Annotated in this window: 12 protein-coding genes and 1 tRNA gene; all 13 read right to left on the bottom strand. The window is 57.2% G+C overall.

The features are described from left to right. Nucleotides 1–3: 3 nt before the first annotated feature. Nucleotides 4–447: a cellulose biosynthesis protein BcsD gene (bcsD, locus tag NIM72_RS12755; protein ID WP_253420639.1), complete on the bottom strand. Its 444-nt coding sequence runs from the start codon at nucleotides 445–447 to the stop codon at nucleotides 4–6. Further along, nucleotides 447–4,262, bottom strand: a complete 3,816-nt coding sequence (locus NIM72_RS12750; RefSeq protein WP_222924771.1) for a cellulose biosynthesis protein BcsC — start codon at nucleotides 4,260–4,262, stop codon at nucleotides 447–449. Before NIM72_RS12750 ends, bcsD begins: the two co-directional genes overlap by 1 nt. An 11-nt stretch (nucleotides 4,263–4,273) precedes the next feature. Continuing rightward, nucleotides 4,274–7,381 (bottom strand): cellulose biosynthesis cyclic di-GMP-binding regulatory protein BcsB, encoded by a 3,108-nt coding sequence (gene bcsB / locus NIM72_RS12745; RefSeq protein WP_253420637.1) that lies wholly within the window; start codon nucleotides 7,379–7,381, stop codon nucleotides 4,274–4,276. Continuing rightward, entirely contained in the window at nucleotides 7,378–9,489 is a 2,112-nt protein-coding gene (bcsA, locus tag NIM72_RS12740; protein ID WP_161734195.1) for a UDP-forming cellulose synthase catalytic subunit, read from the bottom strand. The genes bcsB and bcsA overlap by 4 nt, the downstream gene beginning before the upstream one ends. Before the next feature lie 48 nt (nucleotides 9,490–9,537). Beyond that, nucleotides 9,538–10,341: a cellulose biosynthesis protein BcsQ gene (gene bcsQ / locus NIM72_RS12735; protein ID WP_161734193.1), complete on the bottom strand. Its 804-nt coding sequence runs from the start codon at nucleotides 10,339–10,341 to the stop codon at nucleotides 9,538–9,540. Further along, nucleotides 10,332–10,931, bottom strand: a complete 600-nt coding sequence (gene bcsO, locus NIM72_RS12730; protein ID WP_161734191.1) for a cellulose biosynthesis protein BcsO — start codon at nucleotides 10,929–10,931, stop codon at nucleotides 10,332–10,334. Before bcsO ends, bcsQ begins: the two co-directional genes overlap by 10 nt. Before the next feature lie 682 nt (nucleotides 10,932–11,613). Further along, a complete protein-coding gene (gene dppF / locus NIM72_RS12725) occupies nucleotides 11,614–12,636 on the bottom strand; it encodes a dipeptide ABC transporter ATP-binding subunit DppF (RefSeq protein WP_013359641.1) in 1,023 nt (340 codons plus the stop codon). Then, the gene (dppD, locus tag NIM72_RS12720; protein WP_033784396.1) at nucleotides 12,626–13,612 is read right to left on the bottom strand and encodes a dipeptide ABC transporter ATP-binding protein; all 987 of its coding nucleotides are present in this window, start codon (nucleotides 13,610–13,612) and stop codon (nucleotides 12,626–12,628) included. Before dppD ends, dppF begins: the two co-directional genes overlap by 11 nt. A gap of 12 nt (nucleotides 13,613–13,624) precedes the next feature. Then, nucleotides 13,625–14,527 (bottom strand): dipeptide ABC transporter permease DppC, encoded by a 903-nt coding sequence (dppC, locus tag NIM72_RS12715; RefSeq protein WP_013359639.1) that lies wholly within the window; start codon nucleotides 14,525–14,527, stop codon nucleotides 13,625–13,627. A gap of 9 nt (nucleotides 14,528–14,536) precedes the next feature. Beyond that, a complete protein-coding gene (dppB, locus tag NIM72_RS12710; protein ID WP_013359638.1) occupies nucleotides 14,537–15,556 on the bottom strand; it encodes a dipeptide ABC transporter permease DppB in 1,020 nt (339 codons plus the stop codon). Between the two features lie 171 nt (nucleotides 15,557–15,727). Continuing rightward, nucleotides 15,728–17,338, bottom strand: coding sequence for a dipeptide ABC transporter periplasmic-binding protein DppA (dppA, locus tag NIM72_RS12705; protein ID WP_033734771.1), 1,611 nt, complete (start codon nucleotides 17,336–17,338; stop codon nucleotides 15,728–15,730). A 1,582-nt stretch (nucleotides 17,339–18,920) separates the two neighbouring features. Continuing rightward, a tRNA-Pro gene (locus NIM72_RS12700) sits at nucleotides 18,921–18,997 on the bottom strand. Between the two features lie 125 nt (nucleotides 18,998–19,122). Further along, nucleotides 19,123–20,814, bottom strand: a complete 1,692-nt coding sequence (gene eptB / locus NIM72_RS12695) for a kdo(2)-lipid A phosphoethanolamine 7''-transferase (protein WP_161734188.1) — start codon at nucleotides 20,812–20,814, stop codon at nucleotides 19,123–19,125. Nucleotides 20,815–20,844: the final 30 nt, after the last annotated feature.

Genomic DNA, 20,844 nt, shown 5'->3' with positions numbered 1-20,844 from the left:
ATCCTATTGATATCGATAGTGCAGCGTGCTGCCATCGTTGAGTTCAAGCGTCACCGGCACCATTCTGCTGCCGCCCTGGCCCTGCAACCAGCCTGAAAAAAGTCCGGCGATGACCGCACCAAACGCCGCCTGCCAGTCAGCCGGAGAAGGAAGACTGTCGCCTGCCGGTAAGGCGTGATACGCAATCAGCAGCGCCTTCTCTTCCGGCTGAAGCTGCACAAAGCCCCAGTTAAACCGCGCCAGTTGCAGGTTGGCCTCGCGCTCCAGATCCTGCACGGTGCGCGACTCTGGCAAAGGATAGCGGGTCGCCAGCGATTCACCCATCCTGTAGAGAAAGGCTTCCGCCTCCTGCTGACCGGCGTTGGCGATCATCCCGTCAATCAGTACGCTGACCAGGTCAAACCAGCCCGGCTGATAAGGATGCGATACCCCCGAATGTTCACTCATTACTTCTCTCCGAACAGGTAACGGACATAGAGCCGGGCGCTGCTTTCGTTGTAGTCACCAAAGGTGTCATAACCCAGCTGGCCGCCAATCGTCACATCTTTATTGAGTTTGTAGTCCGCTCCGGCGTGCAGGTTATAGCCGATGCCGTTTTTACTGCCGCCAGAGTAGTAAGCGTCTTTCACGCTGCCGCTGGCAGCAAGAGATTCCAGCGCCGACTGCAGGCTGGCATCCGACGGGAAGTACGCGCTCTTATCCTGACTGTAGGTCTGATAACCGGCTGCACCGCCGATATTGACTTTTAAATCGTCAAATTTGCGGGTGAACTCTATCGGGAACGAGACCGACGCGTAGTTCTGCGGGCTGAAGTAACCACCCTGCCCATAGCTGAAGTAACTGAGATTTTTTGAGAAGTCCATCCACGCCAGATTCATGCCCACTTTCAGCTCGCGATCGTCACTGTGGAACGGACGGACATAGGCCCCGGCAGTCGCCTGCAGGCTGTTGTTGCTGGCGACATTCTCGCCAAGGTAGCTGTAAGCGCCGCCACCAGCGTAGAAGCCCGCATCGCCATTGTCATAGCTTAACAGGGCGTTCGCGCCGTTCTTCGTGACCCGTCCCCAGCGTTTGCCGCTGGTTTTATCTTCTGCGCCGACATAAGAGAGCAGGCTGTCGGTAATCGCGCGACGCTCACCGGTCAGGATCAGCGTCAGGAAGTCGGTCAGTTTCGGTGACCACTGCACGCCACCGACCAGCGTACTGAGATCCTGGCCCAGCGGCGTACTGCCGATATCCACTTTGTAGCTGTCGCCTTTCAGCGCCAGATTCAGCTCGACGCCAGAAGCGGTCTGCGAATCGGTAGTCGCGTTGGGCAGGTCATTGACCGTCGCGCCGCCTGCGGCCACGACGCGGCCCTGGCTCAGCGCATTGGTGCCGAAACGACGCCAGGCATCAGCTGCGCCACTGCCCGCCGTCAGTGAGACCGGCGTGGCGGTAAAGTCGAGACGCGCCTGTTCAAACGGCACGGTAGAGAAGGTCAGCGGCGCTTTGGCTTCCGTCAGCTTGCTCAGGCCCGACTCGCCATCGCGCCCGCGTACCTGCACCATCCCCTGACTCCAGGTGCCGGTTTTCTCCTGCAGCGAATCCATCATGGTGTCGATGTCATGCAGAATCCGTGACTGCTGAGAAACCGTTTTACTGCCCGCTGCCGGTTCATCCTGCGTGGTCACCCCCGCAGTAGCCGCCACTGGTGCCGCCTGCCACGGCAGCACGGTACCGTAGCTGGATGGTGAACGTCCCACCGGCGAGGTGGTGCGGTTGATAAACGGATTGTCCGCCAGCGCCAGGCCGCCCACGGTCGGCACACTGCCAGACTGCACGCCCTGCAGGCCAATCAGTTGCCCGCGTGCCGAACGCAGATACGCCATCGCCTGTGAATGCTCGCCATTGGCTTCAGCGACCCGCGCCAGCAGCAGCAGGCGATCCGGAGTCTGCGTGGTGCTGTTAAGGCCGCGGCTCAGTTCACTGGCGCGCTGCACATTGTTCTGCGCCAGCGCGACGTTGATGGCCCCGACACGCGCATCCTGGGTCGGCGTATCCTGGGTCATCAGGTAGTCATACACGACTCCCGCATCCCGGTTCATCTTACCGTCCTGATAGAGACGGGCCATCGCGAACATCAGATCGCGGTTCTGCGGATCCTGCTGCAGCGCACCTATCAGCTTGTCATAGGCCACTGCGTACTGCCGCTGCTGCCGCAGGCGATCCACTTCGTTAATCAGATAGCCGTTACGAATACCGGCCAGCTGCGCCGGGGTACTGCGCGCCTGCAGCTCCGGGTTGCTGAGGAAGCGCTGCGCCTCACTGCCGAGGCCTGCCTGATTCAGCACCGCCATCTGCGCGGCATAATCGCCCGCATTGCCCTGTACGCCACGCTGCAGGTTCGTCCGCACCACTGATACCGCGCTGGTGAGATCGCCCGCTTTTGCCAGCTTCTGCGCCAGGTTTCCGGCATCCACCGGATTAGCGGGCGGCGTGACCGTGAGCGCTTTCAGGGTATTGGTGGCGGCGGCCATCGCGCCCTGCGCCAGATATTGATCGGCGGTGCTCATCTGCAGATTGAAATTCACCCGCTGCGCCAGCTCACGCATCGCCGCCGTCTGTGCGTTTGCGGGAATGCGCGACAGCAACGCGCTGGCCTGCTGCCAGCCACCGCTTTCGCTGGCGTTAAGTGCACCGGCATAGAGCTCGCTGGTGCTGGCCCCGTTGCGCATCACCGGCTGCATCACGTTGGCCGCCAGCAGCGTATCGCCCTGCTGACGATAGAGTCGGGCTAAATCGAGCCGCAGCCAGCCATCGGAGGGATAGCGCTGAATGCCCTGCTGCAGTGTCGCGATAGCAGCGGCGTTGTTACCGGCCGCCTGCTGCCGCTTCGCCTGCTGACGCAGCGCATCGGCTTCATTGGCGCGTGGCGTGACGCTCTGACGTACGTTGTCCGGCAGTGCCCCCAGCAGCGTACTGGCTTCGGCACTGCGATTCTGCTGACGCAGAACGTAGAACAGCCCTTCTTTGGCGCTGCGGTTGTCCGCATCACTTTGCAGAATGGTGCGGTAGATCTGCTCAGCCTGCTCAGGCTGATTGGTGCGGCGTAGCACGTCGGCGCGGAACAGCCTGGCGGCCAGCCCTTTTTCGCCGTCAGCCTGGGCCAGCGGTTCGCTTAAGGTCAGCGCCTGCGCCGTGTCGCCGCTTTTCAGCGCCTGCTGCGCGCTGGCCAGCTGCGCATAAAAGCGGGCATCGTCGGCCTGCTGCTGGCGCAAGGAACCCTGATCGCCGCCCTGCTGAGCAGACCGCTGCAGATAATCTGCCGCTTCCTGATAATGTCCGGCTCGCTGGGCCACATAGCCCATCCCCGCTAACGCATCGGCATCCTGCGGATTCGCACCCAGCACTTTTTCAAAGCTGGACTGCGCACCGCCGACATCACCGCTGTTCAGCGCGCTGAATCCGGCCCCTTTTTCTGCGCCACCGACATTTTTACGATAGTAGTCGATGACGGCGGAGTCCTGCGGATGACGCTGCTGCCAGGTCTGATAGAGTGCCGCGTCTGACGGCTGCGGACCGAGCCACAGCAGCGCCTGTCGCAGTGAACGATCGGCATCCTGATTACCACTTGCCAGCGAACTCAGCACCTCAATGCCTTCGCGACGGGTCGGTTCCTGCCAGGTCAGCGCTTTACCCAGCGCCAGCCGTGCGCCGGTATCCTGCGGATGCTGAGCCGCAAACTGCCGCAGCGCCTCAACGGCCTGCGGCAGCAGCGTACGGTCACCCGCCATCGTAAGATAATATTCCGCCGCCACGCTCGGTGGCGGCTCATTACCACTGAAGGTGTTGCGCCAGGTCTGTAATGCCGCCGCAATGTTGCCGCTGCGCGCCTGCTGACGTGCCAGCGAAAGCTGCGCCTGCGGAATGGTCTGCATCTGGCGCGCATTATCCAGCTCGCTCAGGTGCGGATCGCTGGGAGAGACCTGGCTGAGACGGGCGCGATACTGCGCTGCGGCAGCCGTGTCGCCACCCTGCTGTGAATAGAGGGCCAGCAGATAGAGCGCCTGGGTGTTGCCGGGTTCAACCATCAGCACCTTTTGCAGTGAGGCTTTCGCCAGGTCGTCATGTGCTTTCTGATGCCAGTAGGAGGCCTGATCGAACAGAGCCTGCAACGCCGGATTGGCGCTTTCTGCCGCCAGCAGCGGCGGTGACAGGGCCAGCGCGCTGCCCAGCAGCAACGCTTTACGAATACCGGCACTTAACGGATTTTTTTTCATTATTGTTGTCCTTACTTCCTGCCGGAATCATGGCCCTGCTTCGGGTTCAGACGCCGCCAGGCATGATGCTTCAGCATCACCCAGACCGCACTGCCCACCAGCGCAGAGAGCAGCATCGCTGCCACCGCCAGAAGCCCCGAGTGCTGGTTGGCATACCATACCACCATCATGTACCAGGGCATCTCGCCGCTGGGGAACTGTGCACCAACGCGAAAACTACGAATGCCGTTTTCATCGGTGATAATCGCGGTGTCGCCCCGCACTGCGGCGTTAATCTGCGCCGAACTTAAATCGTTGTGCAGTCGCAACAGCTGATCGTCGCTGGTTGCCACCGTCATCACCACCAGCCGATCGCGATTCCATGGCGACCGGTAGCTGAGAAAGCCCCGCCACGCTTCGTTGGATGAGAAGTAACGATCGGCATCCAGCTGCTGACGACTCCAGTCGCCGGTCAGCCAGCCGCGTAATTTTTCCAGCGTGTCGGGCTCTTTAACTCCAAAGGTGCCGCTGGTGGCATCATAAGGTGACGCCGCCAGCATCGCCTGATTAAAGGCCGTGTTACCTGTCGTGCTGACCGCCAGCAGATCGCTCTGCTGTATGCGCGCCAGATGGGTGCCGCCAGTGGGCAGACCAAACAGCACCTGATTCTGCGTCAGCGCCACGCCGGTCGCGGTTCCGGCTCGCGCCGTCAGATCCAGCAGCGTCGACAGCTCAGCATCGCTGGGCGTTTCCGGCAGCAGCAGCGTGGTCTGGCCGAAGTCAGCCAGCCGCGAGAACGGGAACGAGGCACCCACAAAGTAAGAGAGGTTCGGCAACATGCTGAAGTGGCGGGTATGGCTCAGATCGATCCACGAGTCCTCTTCAATCCGGCTCTTGATGTTGTTATTCAGGAGCACGCCGCAGGGCGCATCGGCGCGGGGTTTAATATTGAAGTAGAGCGCCAGCTGGTTATCGCCATAGATCAGATAGGGCTCGAGATTCAGCTGATACTGCTCCTGACGCGCATCACCGCCCAATCTATGCCAGGCGTTCTCCAGCAGGCCAACTTTGTTCACCGTCAGGTTGCGCAGGAACGTGCCGTTGAGCATGACGTTAAGGAACGAGTTGTCCTCATCAATCCAGCTTTCAGACGGGAAGCGATAGTGCACATTGACCGGCACCGTGTCGCCATCCCACAGGAACAGATCAGGCGCGGCGCGGAAATTAACCCGCAGCGCATCATGCCAGATGCCGCTGCTGGTCAGGCTCTGATCTTTACGCAGCAGTTCGCTCAGGCGAACCGGGCGGTCAGTGTTAATCCAGCGCGGCGCATCGTAAGGTTTACGGTTGCCAATGGTCTGTACAGGAACCTGCAGCTGGCTCTCATCGGTGGTAAAAGGCTGCGTCGTCAGACGGTTCGCCGCCTGACGCAGCTGATCGTCATTGTTACCACTGACCAGCAGCAATTTGTAAACCGGATTACTGGGGTTATCCACCACCTGCAGCATCGGGCCATTACTGGCCGGGAACGTCAGGGTGCCGATTCGATCGCCAGGATGACCAAACAGGATGCCGTTGTTTTCCGGCAGTTCGCCGCGTACCACCGGGAACCGGATGCCGCGATAATCACTCTGAATGCCGAGCCAGGAAGCCACCAGCGCAGCCGCGCTGACCGCATCAGGTGAGACGTTACTGGCAAAGCCCATCGTGATGGTGGACGCCGTCATCCGCTGCGGATCCAGGAACGGACGCGGGAAGTTGCGCAGACGGGTGCCAATATTGAGCTGCTGACCTTCAAGGTGCAGCGTGGTATTCGGCAGAATGGTGACCTGATACTGCTGTGCGCTCTCTTTCTCACACAGCAGCTTGTCCGCATCGTTGATTTTAAAACTGAGGTTGTTGTTCGACACCACCATCGCCGCCGGAATATCCAGCTCATAATCACTGACGTCGCTGTCCGTGGCTCCCAGCGGCAGCGTGCCGAGCGGCTGACCATTCAGCATCAGCTGCAGTGAGGTATTGCGTGCCGCCAGCGCGGCGGAGACGCGCAGCGTCAGACTGAGTCGCGCATTGGTAATCACTTCATCGCTGGGGAGAGTAAAAGTGATGCCCGACTGTAACTGACCGCCGGTCAGCGTAATGCCGCGTGACTGGCCCATCTGGGCCACTGAAATCACGCTGCTGATCGGCTGATTGATGGCCGACGCGATAGGTGGCTGCGGTTCTGCAACCGGCGCAGTCGCCTGGCCCGGCGCGTAGGGCAGCGCACTGGCGGCCGCTTCCAGCGCCGGATCGGCATTGCTCAGCCCCTGTGGCAGCGGCACCGCGGAGAGCGCGCTGCTATCCTGGGTCACGGCGCCACTGCTCGTCACCGGCGCGACGGAAGAAGACCCGCCGTTCGCTGACGCCTGAGGCGCTGATGTTGCCTCACCCGCTGGTGCGTAAGAAGAGTTTGTTGATGTCGGCGTGGCATCAGGTACTGCACTCTGTGGCGCAGAGGCCGGTACAGATTCCGCGGGCTGGGCCGCGAACGGCACTAACGGCGCTGCTGACCCGCCCACACTCACCGGGGCCGTCATCTGCGCTGAACCGGCATCCGGTGTGGCAGCGTGATTAACAGGCGTTGCAGGTGGCGTCACATACGCCGCACCGCTGGCCGGGGCCTGATTTTCCGCGGGTGTACTGACAGTGGCCTCAGCTGACTGTGTGGTTACAGCAGCATCAGGCGACGCCGGAGTCGCACTGTTTACCGGCACACTGACGGCGGCATCAGCAGATTTCAAGGTTGCAGTGGCCTCAGCTGGCTGAGTGGTTGCAGCAGCCTCAGGCGGCGTCGGAGCCGTACTGGTTACCGGCACACTCGCTGCTGCACTGGCAGGTTGCGTGGTTGCAGCCGCATCAGGCAACGCCGGAGCCGTACTGGTTACCGGCACACTCGTGGCGGCATCAGCAGATTTCGAGGTTGCAGTGGCCTCAGCTGGCTGGGTGGTTGCAGCAGCATCAGGCGGCGTCGGAGCCGGACTGTTTACCGGCGCGGCACTGCTGTTATCGATCGCCGTCGGCGTTTCGGCGCCAGCGGGCGTCAGCCATAACGCGGCGGTCAGTGAACTGGCCAGCAACGTGTGCGTCAGGATCTTCATGCCGCGCCATCCTCTTTCGCCGCCGCGGCAACCGGGTCGACTTTTTTACGTTTATCGTGGCGCCCCTTCCAGGTCAGCCAGAACAGCTCAAATACGGTACGAATAATGGTGCCCAGCGACATCAGCGGGTTGTCCTGCTTATACTCTGGCTGGATCCAGGCGTCCGCACGCGCCAGCACGACACGCACCAGTTCGCGACGACGCGCCAGCGGCATCGCTTCAAAGCGCAGGCGAATGCTCTCGTCATCGCCGGAAATCTTACTCACCGGGATGGTGATCGCGCCGGATTTCAGCAGCAGATCAATCTCTTCAATTTCATCCGTTTCATGACGGCCATCCGGCGCATCGAGCTGTGCACCGCCCATCGAAAGGTTGCTGGTCTGGGTGCGTGATGAAATGCCGCTGGCGTAGTGAATAATCGCCGGGATTTGTACGTCAACGCGGATGGTTTTACGCACCTGTTTGGTTTCGCGCGCCACGGCAATCGCCGCCATCAGAATAATCAGGCTGAAAATCGCCCAGCCGACGTTGAGCGCAATAACGTAAGGGTCGACGCCAAAATAGTCATGCATCACGGCACGCACTACGCCAGCGACAATGCCGATGCCCAGCAGCAGCGCCACAATCACGTGCGGACGCACGATGTGGAAATCGAAGAAGCCCTGATCCAGCACACCGCCTTTGTCGGTCACGTTAAACTTGCCATGTTTCGGCGACAGCAGCGTCAGGATGGTCGGAATGACCAGATGGAAGCACATCACCGTCTCATAAATCTCACCCCAGAAGGTGTAACGGAAACGGCCATTCATGCGTGAGTTAACGTAGAGCGACATCACCAGATGCGGCAGCACGTAGGCAAAAATCAGCGACGCCGATGAGTGAATAATATTGAGGTTAAACAGCAGGTAAGCCAGTGGCGCGGTCAGGAAGGCAACGCGCGGCAGGCCAAACTGGAAATGCAGCATGGCGTTGAGGTAGCAAAGACGCTGCTGCCAGTTCAGGCCACGGCCAAACAGCGGATTATCGACGCGGAAAATCTGCGTCATGCCGCGCGCCCAGCGGGTACGCTGGATGATATGCAGACCCAGACGTTCGGTCGCCAGACCGGCCGCCAGCGGGATCGACAGGAAGGCTGAGCCCCAGCCCAGGCGCTGCATTTTCAGGGCGGTGTGTGCATCTTCGGTGACAGTTTCAACGGCAAAGCCGCCAATCTCTTCCAGCGCCGAACGACGGATCACCGCACAGGAGCCGCAGAAGAAGGTAGCATTCCAGTTGTCGTTCCCCTGCTGCACCGGGCCATAAAACAGCGCGCCTTCGTTGGGAATGCTGCGCGCAGCGCGCAGGTTACGCTCAAAGGGATCGGGCGAATAGAAGTAGTGCGGCGTCTGCAACAGCGCCAGCTTCGGATCTTTCAGAAACGGCCCCACCGTCGCCTGCAGGAAGGTGCGGGTCGCCACGTGGTCGCAGTCGAAGATGCAAATCAGCTCACCTTTGGTGATTTTCATTGCATGGTTGAGGTTACCGGCTTTGGCATGTTTGTTGTCGTCGCGGGTGATATACCCTACCCCGACATCCGCCGCAAATCGGGCAAATTCGCTGCGCTTGCCATCATCCAGCAGATAGATTTTGAGTTTGTCACGCGGGTAGTCGATACACTGCGCCGCCAGCACGGTATCGCGCACCACATCCAGACTTTCATTATAAGACGGCACATAAATATCGACCGTCGGCCACAGACGGGTATCGTCCGGCAACGGCTCAATGGTGCGCTTTAATGGCCAGGTGGTTTGCAGGAAGCCAAGAATTAAGATCAGCCAGACGTAAAGCTCCGCAAGATATAAGCCAATCCCTAATATCGCCTCGATTTCGGAATTAAAGTGCAGCGTCTCAGTGGTGCGCCACCAGATATAGCGGCTGGACATCAGGGCAGAGAGAATCACCATCACCACGGTTATTTTGCGGCTCTTGCTGAAACCCAATAAAAACATCATGCCGATGCTGATCAGACCAAAAATATACTGTTTCTGGCTGTCCATCGGCGTAATGATGATCACCGCGGCAACGGGTGCAAGCACCAGCAGCAGCAGGTAAAACCCGATTTTACTCATGATTCACCCTGAGAAGAGCTGTTTAAGTCAGTCGCCTGCAATAGCCGACTAAAAATGATTTGTGCGGATGGGAGCCTGAACTTCGCCATTTCCCACGGTGATATTCAGAATGCTGCTGACCCGTTTGGCGATCAGTTCAATATCAAATGCCGCTGCTGAGGCAGGGCTGAAATCATATACGGACTGCTGCGAAGCATTGGCTTCACCCACACTTTCATCACGGTGAACCACGCCCAGTAAATTATCGCCCAGACGCTGCTGCATAAATGCAGTGACATCGCGATTAATATTCCGGCGGTTATCGCACTGGTTCAGGATAAAATAGTGCCCCTGCTTATTATTGAGCGGTTTCCCGGTCATCCGGTTCTCTTCAATCTGCGGTAATAACGACACAGAGGCGGTATCCGCTAACATCACCACTAAATGCATATCGGCCAGCGCCGTCATTGCTTTAAGGGCCGGACCCGGACCAGGCGGAAAATCAGCGACAATCACCAGACCGGGATAATTAAGTACTGTATCCAGACCACGCTTAATAAAGTGGGGATCTTTCATCAGGTTCTCTTCGAACCGTTCGCGCTGTGGCTCGGTGACATTGCCATAGGGCAGGACAAAGATATTGCCGCCGGTGGTAAGAATCGACTGGCTCCAGTCCGCCTGCTCTTCTGAGCGCGCCACAAATCCGCGGCCATCATGCAGCGGCACGCCAAAATGAAGACGCAGTGCATTCTGCACATCGAAATCAATGGCCAGAACTTTGCTACCGGAACGCGCCAGACTCCAGGCCAGATTCGCCGCCAGCGTGGTTTTCCCCACCCCTCCCTTCGGCGAGCACACACAAACTAACGGCATAGCGCAATCTTCTCCAGTAACGGTTTGAGTAAGGTTTCTTTTGGCAGATTCGACGGTTCGCTGTTGCGCGAGCGGAACAACGCACCAAACCGTTCCGGTTCAGAATGGGGTGTAGCAGGCGTGATGGTGGGCTTTAAATCCGCCACCATGGCGGGCCGGACTGGCTCAGCATGTGATACAGCAACAGGATCAGCCGCAACCCGTTTTTGCGGTGGCGGCGGTGGCGGAAACAGTGCTGAAGGGTCACGTTCAGCGGTGCGGGCCGTGGGCAGGTTGCTGCCTGACAGACTATCGAGAATTGCGCTGCGGGCGGATGTCGTCGGTTGCGCACTGAGTGTGGCAGGCCTTGCCGGTGCCTCAGGTGGTGGTGCGGTAAATTCATCTCCACGCAGCGGCTGTGGCTGCGGCAGGTCGATACGCTGACCGCCACCCAATGAGGTCTGATGCTCCTCTTTCGCCAGTTGACGAATTAAAGCCCATTTACTGTGTTCCGCCGCTTCCTGCGCCTGGCCAGACATATCTTTAAAGTCGATGTCGAGCGTTTGCGTTTTCTCTTTAAAACGCTGCAAATCATCGTAATTATTCTTCATTGGCCGTGGCCTGCAACAAGGGAGGATTTTTCCTGGAATATAACACATCCCTTTAATGTCAGTCAGAAAAACCTGATTACAAATAAAGCATATTCAATAAAATAGTTTAATCATAAAGATTCACTTACAGCAAAATAAAGCCAATATAAGATAAGTAACCCCTATAATTAATAAGTGATGTTTAAGTTAAATTAATCTGCGATGTTTCAATAATTTTTAAGACTTAGCCGCTCTGACAACCCCTGGCACAACCAGACGGGACATGATAAACGCAATGTTAAGCCACGATCGGGCGGCCGCAGGCGCAAAAAAAACCGATCGCTGTCATAAGGGATTGAGCCTGTTTATCTTTTTTCGCTGCGAATTTCGCCAGAAGAAAAACAGATTAAATCTGATAACGGAAAAAGAGGGGAAATAACCGAAACGTGATGGCGGTCCGCCAGCGGTGCGGTTTGCAGCAGAATTGAGATAAAAAAAGGCTCCAATAAGGAGCCTTCAGCTTAAGAAATTGTACTGGCTCAGGGTGTATTGCATTACCAAATCAGAACCACAGACGGCTAACTCTCTTCAGGAGATGGGAGCATACGCCTGTAGCTAAGCATCGCGGGCCATGGATGGCGTTTTTGCGAAGAGCATATGCTCCCTAGGCCATCACTGCATTAACGGCCTGAGCTGCCAATCGTCAGCTGACCTTTTCTGCCACACCCACCGGCTGATTCTCGTCCTGATCGACCGCGAAGCAGGCAATCTCCTGGCCACCGTAGTTTTTCAGCTTCGGTTGCAGTTGCACGCAGGTGCCAAAACGTCGGTGGCAGCGCGCATTGAAGGCGCAGCCTGGCGGCGGATTGAGCGGGCTGGGCAGCTCGCCGGTCAGCTTAATGCGCTCACGACGGTCGTCAGGATTAAGCCGCGGCGTCGCTGACAGCAAAGCCTGGGTATAAGGATGGCGCGGGTTGGCGAAAATCGCCTCTTTGCTGCCTTTCTCTACGCAACGGCCGAGATACATCACCATCACCTCATCGGCAATGTGTTCCACCACCGACAGATCGTGCGAGATAAAGACGTAAGAGAGGCCCATATCCTGTTGCAGATCCATCATCAGGTTCAGCACCTGGGCGCGCACCGACACGTCGAGCGCCGAAACCGGCTCATCGGCAATCAGTACATCCGGATCGAGCATCAGCCCACGCGCAATCGCGATACGCTGACGCTGCCCGCCTGAGAACATATGCGGATAGCGGTCGTAGTGCTCGGTTTTCAGGCCGACTTTCGCCATCATCTCCAGCGTCTTCTCGCGGCGTTCCGCTTTCGTGAGCTGGGTATTGATCACTAGCGGCTCTTCCAGAATCTGGCTCACTTTCTTACGCGGATTGAGCGAGCCATAGGGGTTCTGGAAGACGATCTGGATTTTCTGGCGACGCAGCTTCTGCGCCTGGGGATCGTGTTTCAGCAGATCCTGGCCGTGCCAGTAAAGCTGGCCTTCAGTCGGGGTTTCGATCATGGTCAGCAGGCGTCCCAGGGTGGATTTGCCACAGCCTGACTCGCCGACGACCGCCAGCGTTTTGCCGCGCTCCAGATTAAAAGAGACGCCATCCAGCGCTTTGACCAGACGCTCCTGACCAAACAGACCCTTCTTCACCGGGTAGTGCTTCTTCAGATCAATCGCCTGCAGCAGGAACTGATCTTTCGTGGTTTCATGACTCATAAGTGGGTCTCCCGGCATCGTCCAGCGGATAGTGACACTTGGACTGGCGTCCTGGAATGGTGCGCAGTTCAGGTTCTTCCTGACGACAAAGGTCAGTCGCATAAGGGCAGCGTGGGTTAAGCAGACAGCCAGCCGGGCGGTCATACTTGCCCGGCACCACGCCAGGCAGTGAAGCCAGACGCGCTTTGTCGGCCGCAAACTCCGGCAGCGCGCGCAGCAACGCCTGCGTATAAGGATGGCGCGGCGCTTTGAAGATATCGGTCGCTTTACCGCTCTCCACGACCTGACCGGCATACATCACGATAATGTGGTGCGCCGCTTCTGCCACTAACGCCAGATCGTGCGTAATCAGGATCAGCGCCATGTTCTCCTGCCGCTGAAGATCCAGCAGCAGTTCAATGATCTGCGCCTGAATGGTCACGTCGAGCGCCGTGGTCGGCTCATCGGCGATCAGCAGCTTAGGCCGACAGGCGATTGCCATCGCAATCATCACACGCTGGCTCATGCCGCCCGACAGCTGGTGCGGATAGACATCGAGCCGTGACGCAGGATCGGGAATCCCGACCTGATTCAGCAGGTCAATCGCCCGCTGACGCCGGGTGCGCTTATTGCCGCCCTGATGCACCTTGATCGCTTCCATAATCTGGAAGCCCACGGTGTAGCAGGGATTCAGGCTGGTCATCGGGTCCTGAAAAATCATCGCCACTTCTGCGCCCACCAGCTGGCGGCGCTCGCGTTCGGAGATGCGTTTCAGATCGCGCTGGTTGAACTCCAGCTTCTCCGCCATCACTTTGCCTGGGAAGTCGATCAGTCCCATGATCGCCAGTGAACTTACCGATTTACCGGAGCCGGACTCGCCCACGATACCCACGACCTGGCCCTGCTCAACCTGATAACTGATGCGGTCAACCGCGCGGAACGGTGCTTTATCGTCGCCGAAATGCACCGACAGTTTGTCTACATTTAATAACGCCATCTCGGTGCCTCTTTACTGCTTGAGTTTCGGGTCGAGGGCATCACGCAAACCATCGCCCATCAGGTTAAATGCCAGCACGGTAAGCAGAATGACCAATCCAGGGAAGGTCACGACCCACCAGGCACTTTGCGCATACTGCAGAACGTCGGAGAGCATGGTGCCCCACTCCGGCGTTGGCGGTTGCGCACCCATACCGAGAAAGCCCAACGCCGCCATATCAAGAATGGCGTTGGAGAAACCTAATGACGCCTGCACGATGAGCGGTGCCAGGCAATTAGGCAGAATATTCACAAACATCTGGCGCAGCATACCGGCACCGGCCACGCCGGAAGCGGTCACATAGTCGCGGTTCACTTCCACCAGCACTGCGGCGCGGGTCAGACGGATATAGTGCGGCAGCGCCACAAACGTCAGCGCGATAGAGGCATTAACGATTGAGGGACCGAAGATGGCGACCAGCACCAGCGCCAGCAGCAGACTTGGCAATGCCAGCATGATATCGACTACGCGCATGATGATGGCATCGACCACGCCACCGAGATAACCGGCCAGCAGGCCAAATATCACGCCGAAAATCAGCGACAGTACGACTACAAGACAACCCACCAGCAGCGACAGGCGCGCACCGTACATCAGACGCGATAGCACATCGCGGCCCACATCGTCGGTGCCCAGAATGTAGCTCCAGTTACCGCCTTCCTGCCAGACCGGCGGATGCAGCAGCGCATCGCGGAACTGCTCAGCAGGGGCATGCGGGGCCAGCACATCGGCAAAGATGGCGCACAGCAGCACAATGATGATGTAAACCAGACCGACGACCGCGCCTTTGTTACGTTTGAAGTAGTGCCAGAATTCCTGAAACGGGGTCATCGGCTTGGGTGCAACGGTAACGCTGCCGGGATCAACAACAGACATGATGCCCCCTTATTTCTTGTGACGTATGCGCGGGTTAACCACGCCATACAGCAGATCAACCAGCAGGTTGACCACAATAATCAGCACTGCGGTCAGCAGCACACCGCCCTGCACCACCGGATAGTCACGGCGCTGCAACGCTTCAATCAGCCAGCGACCCAGACCCGGCCACGAGAAGATGGTTTCGGTCAGAATCGCCCCGGCCAGCAACGTGCCGACCTGCAGGCCGATGACCGTAACCACCGGCAGCATGGCGTTTCGCAGCGCATGCACCACGATCACGCGCATCCGCGTCAGGCCTTTGGCACGCGCTGTACGGATGTAATCTTCACCCAGCACTTCGAGCATTGCCGATCGCGTCATACGCACAATCACCGCCAGCGGAATAGTGCCGAGCACGATGGCAGGCAGGATCATGTGCATCACCGCATCATGGAAGTCGCCTGGCTCACCCCAGAAGAAGGTATCGATCAGCATAAAGCCGGTCAGCGGCATGCTGTCATCCAGGAAGACGGTGTCGCCGACCCGCCCGGAAACCGGTGTCAGATTGAGCTGCACCGAGACCAGCATGATCAGCATGATGCCCCACCAGAAGATCGGCATGGAGTAGCCGGTCAGTGAGATGCCCACGGCGGTGTGATCGAAAATCGAACCACGCTTTACCGCCGCCAGCACACCAACCGGGATACCAATGGCAACGGCAAATATCATGGCGCAGATGCCGAGTTCCAGCGTCGCTTTGAAGCGGGGAACAAACTCATCCCAGACCGGGATGCGGCTCTTCAGTGAAATGCCCAGGTCGCCATGTAATACGCCATTAATGTAGTTCAGGTACTGTTTCCACAGCGGCTGATCCAGACCTAACAGCGCCATTAACTGAGCATGACGTTCAGGAGAAATACCGCGCTCACCGGCCATGATCAGCACCGGATCACCGGGGATCATGTGAACAAACGCGAAGGTGAGTAATGTAATACCGATAAACGTTGGGATGACAAGGCCCAGACGTCGGAGTATGAACTGCAGCATAATCCGGGTTCTCTCTTGTCCGCGCGACCGTCGCCGCGAGGGTTGTTATTGCTTACATCTGACGATCGGGTAGGCCCGACCGCGACGCAGACAGGCTGCGCCTCTACCGTTTCCAGTAAAACAGGGAGATAAAGCCGGGGCGACGCGCAGCCGCCCCGGAAAAGGCGACAATTATTCTTTAATGTCTACCTGAGCAAAGTAGTGTCCGCCCAGCGGATCCACTTTGTACCCGGAGACTTTCTTGCTGACCGGTTCGTATACCGTTGAGTGCGCGATCATCAGCGCCGGTGCCTGGTCATGCATCACAACCTGTGCCTGCTTGTAGTACTCGATGCGCTTCGCCTGATCGGCGGTGGCGCGCGCGGGCTGAATCTGATCCTCAAAGGATTTATCACACCAGCGCGAGTAGTTTGAGCCATCTTTGGCCGCTGAGCAGCTGAACAGGGTGGCCAGGAAGTTATCCGGATCCCCATTATCACCGGTCCAGCCCATCATGACGGTCTGGTGCTCGCCCGCTTTGGCGCGCTTCAGATATTCGCCCCACTCATAGGTGACGATTTTGGCTTTGACGCCAATCTTCGCCCAGTCGCTCTGAATCATCTCAGCCATGCGGCGCGCGTTCGGGTTGTACGGACGCTGAACCGGCATCGCCCACAGGTCGATGGAGAAACCGTCTGCCATGCCCGCTTCTTTCAGCAGCGCTTTGGCTTTCTCAGGATCGTAGGCGTAGTCTTTTACGTCGTCGTTATAGCCCCACATCGTTGGGGGGATCAGGTTTTTAGCAGGCTGACCTGCACCCTGATAAACGGCGTCGATAATCGCTTTTTTGTTGACCGCCATGGTCAGTGCCTGACGCACTTTCAGGTTATCCAGCGGTTTTTTCTCAACGTTGTACGACAGATAGCCGACGTTCAGGCCAGCCTGCTCATACAGGTTGATGTTTTTGTCCTGCTTCATACGCGCAATGTCAGCCGGGTTTGGATAAGGCATCACCTGACATTCGCCCTTCTGCAGCTTGGCGTAGCGCACCGACGCATCCGGGGTAATGGAGAAGACTAAGCGATCGATTTTCGGCTTGGTGCCCCAGTAATCCGGGTTAGCTTTGTAAAGGATGCGCGAATCTTTCTGGTACTGCAGCAGCTGGAACGGACCGGTCCCGACCGGGTTCAGGTCAACGTTTTGCGGGGTACCCGCTTTGAGCATGTTATCTGCGTACTCTTTCGACAGAATCGAGGCGAAGTCCATGCCGAGGTCGGCGAGGAACGGCGCTTCAGGACGCGTCAGCACAAAGCGCACGGTATTCTCGTCCACTTTTTCGATTTTGCTGATCAGCTTCGGCATGTCCATGCCTTCGAAATATTCGTAGCTGCCGCCAGAGACGCCGTGATAGGCGTTGTTTTTATCCAGCTGGCGCTCAAAGGTGAACACGACATCATCCGCATTGAAGTCGCGTGTCGGTTTGAAATCTTTGGTGGTCTGCCACTTCACACCTTTACGCAGGTGGAAGGTGTAGGTTTTACCGTCTTCACTGACATCCCACTTCTCTGCCAGCGCAGCGTGCAGTTCGGTGGTGCCGATAGTGAACTCAACCAGTCGGTTGTAGATCTGACGTGAGCTGGCATCGTAGGTGGTGCCCGAGGTGAACAACTGCGGGTTAAAGCCTTCCGGAGAACCTTCAGAACAGTAAACGAGGGTTTTTGCCTGAACACCGGCGGCGACAGTCATAGCAATCAGGCTCAGACCGACCTTCAGCATCCCGGATTTAGCCAGGGAGTTGATCATGCTTTTGCTCCATTGTGATGTGATGTTGTGTGTATTGCCCGACCTCTGATTTTTTTATGCGGTTCAGGCGTACCACCGAACAGGTGGTTAACGCGCGCTGCGTTTTTTTTGTTTTTTCTGACGCAGATTGTGCATTCAGAAAATTCCGTAACTGCGCGTTTATTGACGCATCAATTTGTCAACAGTTGCAAAGAACGTCAATACAACGGTTACTTATTTACACAGAGTGTGAGGAATAGCATGCAACGGTAATAAAAACCGTTTCTGTCTAAAAGCCATACAATGCACAGCGTAGCTGACCTGAATTCCGTGCATTGTGCTGGCTTGCTGCTCTATCGCTAGTGATTCTCACCGCTAAAAAACTTAAAACTTTTACCGGCAAATGTTGAATAACTGAACGATTCATTGTGCGTTATGACGTTCAACCAGCGGAATATGCTGGCAAAGAAGCATAAGAAATCAGCATGTTGCCGCTTTCGGTCATAAGAAGAATGTGTCGCGAATTATGATCGCATCTCTTATATGGCAAGGCCTGCCAGCGGGTAAGTGACAATAACAGGGCTGGTAAGTGGAACACGCCGCGGATGGGGGTTACTGGAACTTTCTGGAAGATAGCGAAGATGGCAAGCGGGAGTAGCGTTAAGATCGAGATTGCTTTGGGAACACGGGCAGATCGGAAAGGCGCTTAAACCCTCCCTGGACGCTCGGCCCACGCCGTCCATGGCGTGGGACGCTTTCCTCCTCTGCCCGTGTTCCCTCCGCCTTGAGTTTATGCGCTGCGGTCAGATGCACTCTGATTTGGATCTGTCAGTTGTCTGAGATGCTTCTGTAAGTACCTGATGCGTCTGACAGACGTGAAGCGAAGGGAGCATACGCCTGTAGCAAAGCATCGCGGGCCAGGGACAAAAACGCCGGGAGCGTTTTTGAACAACGCAAAGCGTTGGCCCGGCTACGGGCGCACCTCAGGGATGAGGTGCGTAATCGCCCGCGCTGAGCCCGCCAGGGATGGCGGTTTTGCGTCTTTGCGGAAGGCGTATGCTCCCTGAAGCCCACTCAGCGGTAAGAATGTGAATGCTTAGCGGTCAGATCGAGACTGCTTCGGGAACACGGGCAGATCGGAAAGGCGCTTAAACCCTCCCTGGACGCTCGGCCCACGCCGTCCATGGCGTGGGACGCTTTCCTCCTCTGCCCGTGTTCCCTCCGCCTTGAGTTTATGCGCTGCGGTCAGATACACCTGACTTTGGGTCTCCCAGCCGTCCGAAATGCACATGTGAGTATCCGATGCGTCTGCCAGACGTGAAGCGGAGGGAGCATACGCCTGTAGCAAAGCATCGCGGGCCATGGACAAAAACGCCGGGCTACGGGCGCACCTCAGGGATGAGGTGCGTAATCGCCCGCGTTGAGCCTGTCAGGGATGGCGTTTTTGCGTCTTTGCGAAAGGCGTATGCTCCCTGAAGCCTGCTAAGCGGTAAGAATGTGAATGCTTAGCGGCCAGATCGAGACTGTTCAGGAAAAACCGTCCCTGTCGGTGGTTTTCTACAGACGAAAAAAAACCTGTCTTTTCAGACAGGTTTCTTAAATATGGTCGGCGAGAGAGGATTCGAACCTCCGACCCACTGGTCCCAAACCAGTTGCGCTACCAAGCTGCGCTACTCGCCGATGGGGGCGCATGTTACTGCTACCCCCGATCAGCGTCAACCGCTTTTTATGCTTTTGACGTCAATCGCCTGGAAAGCACGCGGTTGCCGGAAATCAATCACCGGCATGTCCCTTTCAGGCCACTATTACAGCGCTTTAGCCTGACTTTTAGTCGGTGCCTGACACCAGTTGTTAGCCGGGTTAATGCCGCCATCTGGCGAGGTATAACCCAGACAGCCCAGAATGGTATCGAACAACTCAACGTGACGATGGGTCCGGCCCACACGTTGCTGCGCCTGCAGGCGTTCGAAGTTACTGCGGTTCTGACTGTCTTCCAGATACTTATCTGACGCCCAGACCATCATCGGTACGCGGAACTGCTCCGGCGGGGCCATCTCACGCGGCGTGCCATGCAGATGCATATTCTCGCTGATCGACTCACCGTGGTCGGCAGCATAGAAAACGATCGCCTTCTTATCACGCAGTTGATCCAGCACGCTATCCAGCATGCTATCGACATAGAGCACTGAGTTGTCATAAGCGTTGATCAGCTGCGCTTTACTGCAGGTCTCGTCGACGCCCATACACTCTGGCTGATACTTCGCGAAGCTGCGCGGATAACGCTGTGAATAAAGATAGTGTGAACCTTTAGTGTGCAACACCACCAGATGCTTACCTTTCGGGAAACGATCCAGTGACGCTTTCATCTCCGGCACCAGCAGCATGTCGTCTACCGATTTACCCTGATTACGCTTTTCTGAACCAATCTGCTCACGGAAGGCAAAGTTGTTGGCATTGATGTTGTCGTAGAACCAGACTTCGCTCTGCATCGCAAACAGCTCAGAGGTGAAGCCCAGCTCTTTCATCACCGCAAACACATTCTGCTCTTTCAGCGTGCGGCCAGGGTTATCCATGGTGCCGCCTTCGCGCACGAACATGCAGCGCAGCGACAGCTTAGTCGCGGTATCACAGGACTCGCCGCGGAACGCGACCAGATTCTTCTCTTTCGACAGCTTAGGCGTCGTGTCGCGCTCATAACCCAGCATCCCCATGTGATCCCAGCGGGTGGTTTCGCCAATCACAAACACCACATAGGTGTCATCCAGGCCGGCAGGCGCAACGTAGGTAAACTTCTTCGCCGGATCCAGCAGTTCCTCGCTTTGCAGCGACTCATCCACGCGAGTCCAGGCAAACAGACCTACAGCCGCCAGCCAGTTAGAAGGCAGATACGAGTGGGCGACCACACCGCCGTAGCTCGGCAGATCGATGTTAGTAATCTCTTCATTATGCTTCTGCAGCTTGTCGAAATAACGGATCGGCAGCCAGACCAGAGCTACACAGAGCAGCATAATCAGGGTCGGTTTCAGGCGCTGTCCTGGCGTACGCAGCTGCTCGTTCAGCGTCATGCTCAGCCTGTTGCGCCAGATCATCAGCAGCGGCAGCGCGCTGACCAGCACCATCCACAGGATGAAATGGTAGCCAACCACTTCTTTAGAAAGATCGGTATCGGTCGTCATCACCGACGCCACAATACCGTAGCCAATCACGACGTTAAAAAACGCCATGTAATAGGCGGCGGCAACAGATATCAGAACAATCAGCGTGGCCAGCACGCGATAAAACCACTTTCCGCCTAGCGACAGCAGACGCATCAGGAAGAACGTCAGCAGCACAATAGCAACCACCTCGGTAACGGCAGTGAGCCAGTTCGTTACCGTGGATTGCCTGAGAAAACCGTCAAAACGACGATAGAAAATCGGTAAGTTCAGCAAAATACCGAGGTAGAGCGCCAGCAATAGCGATAACTTCTGCTGGGTCAGGGTTTTAATATAATTCATGAAAAAAGGGGTTTCTCCGGTGTGAAGCGC

Origin of the sequence: Pantoea sp. B550 (assembly GCF_024158165.1) — a bacterium.
In the GTDB taxonomy this organism is placed as follows: domain Bacteria; phylum Pseudomonadota; class Gammaproteobacteria; order Enterobacterales; family Enterobacteriaceae; genus Pantoea; species Pantoea alfalfae.
Note: the sequence above shows the minus strand (reverse complement) of the source record. Positions and strands in the feature narration are given on the sequence as shown.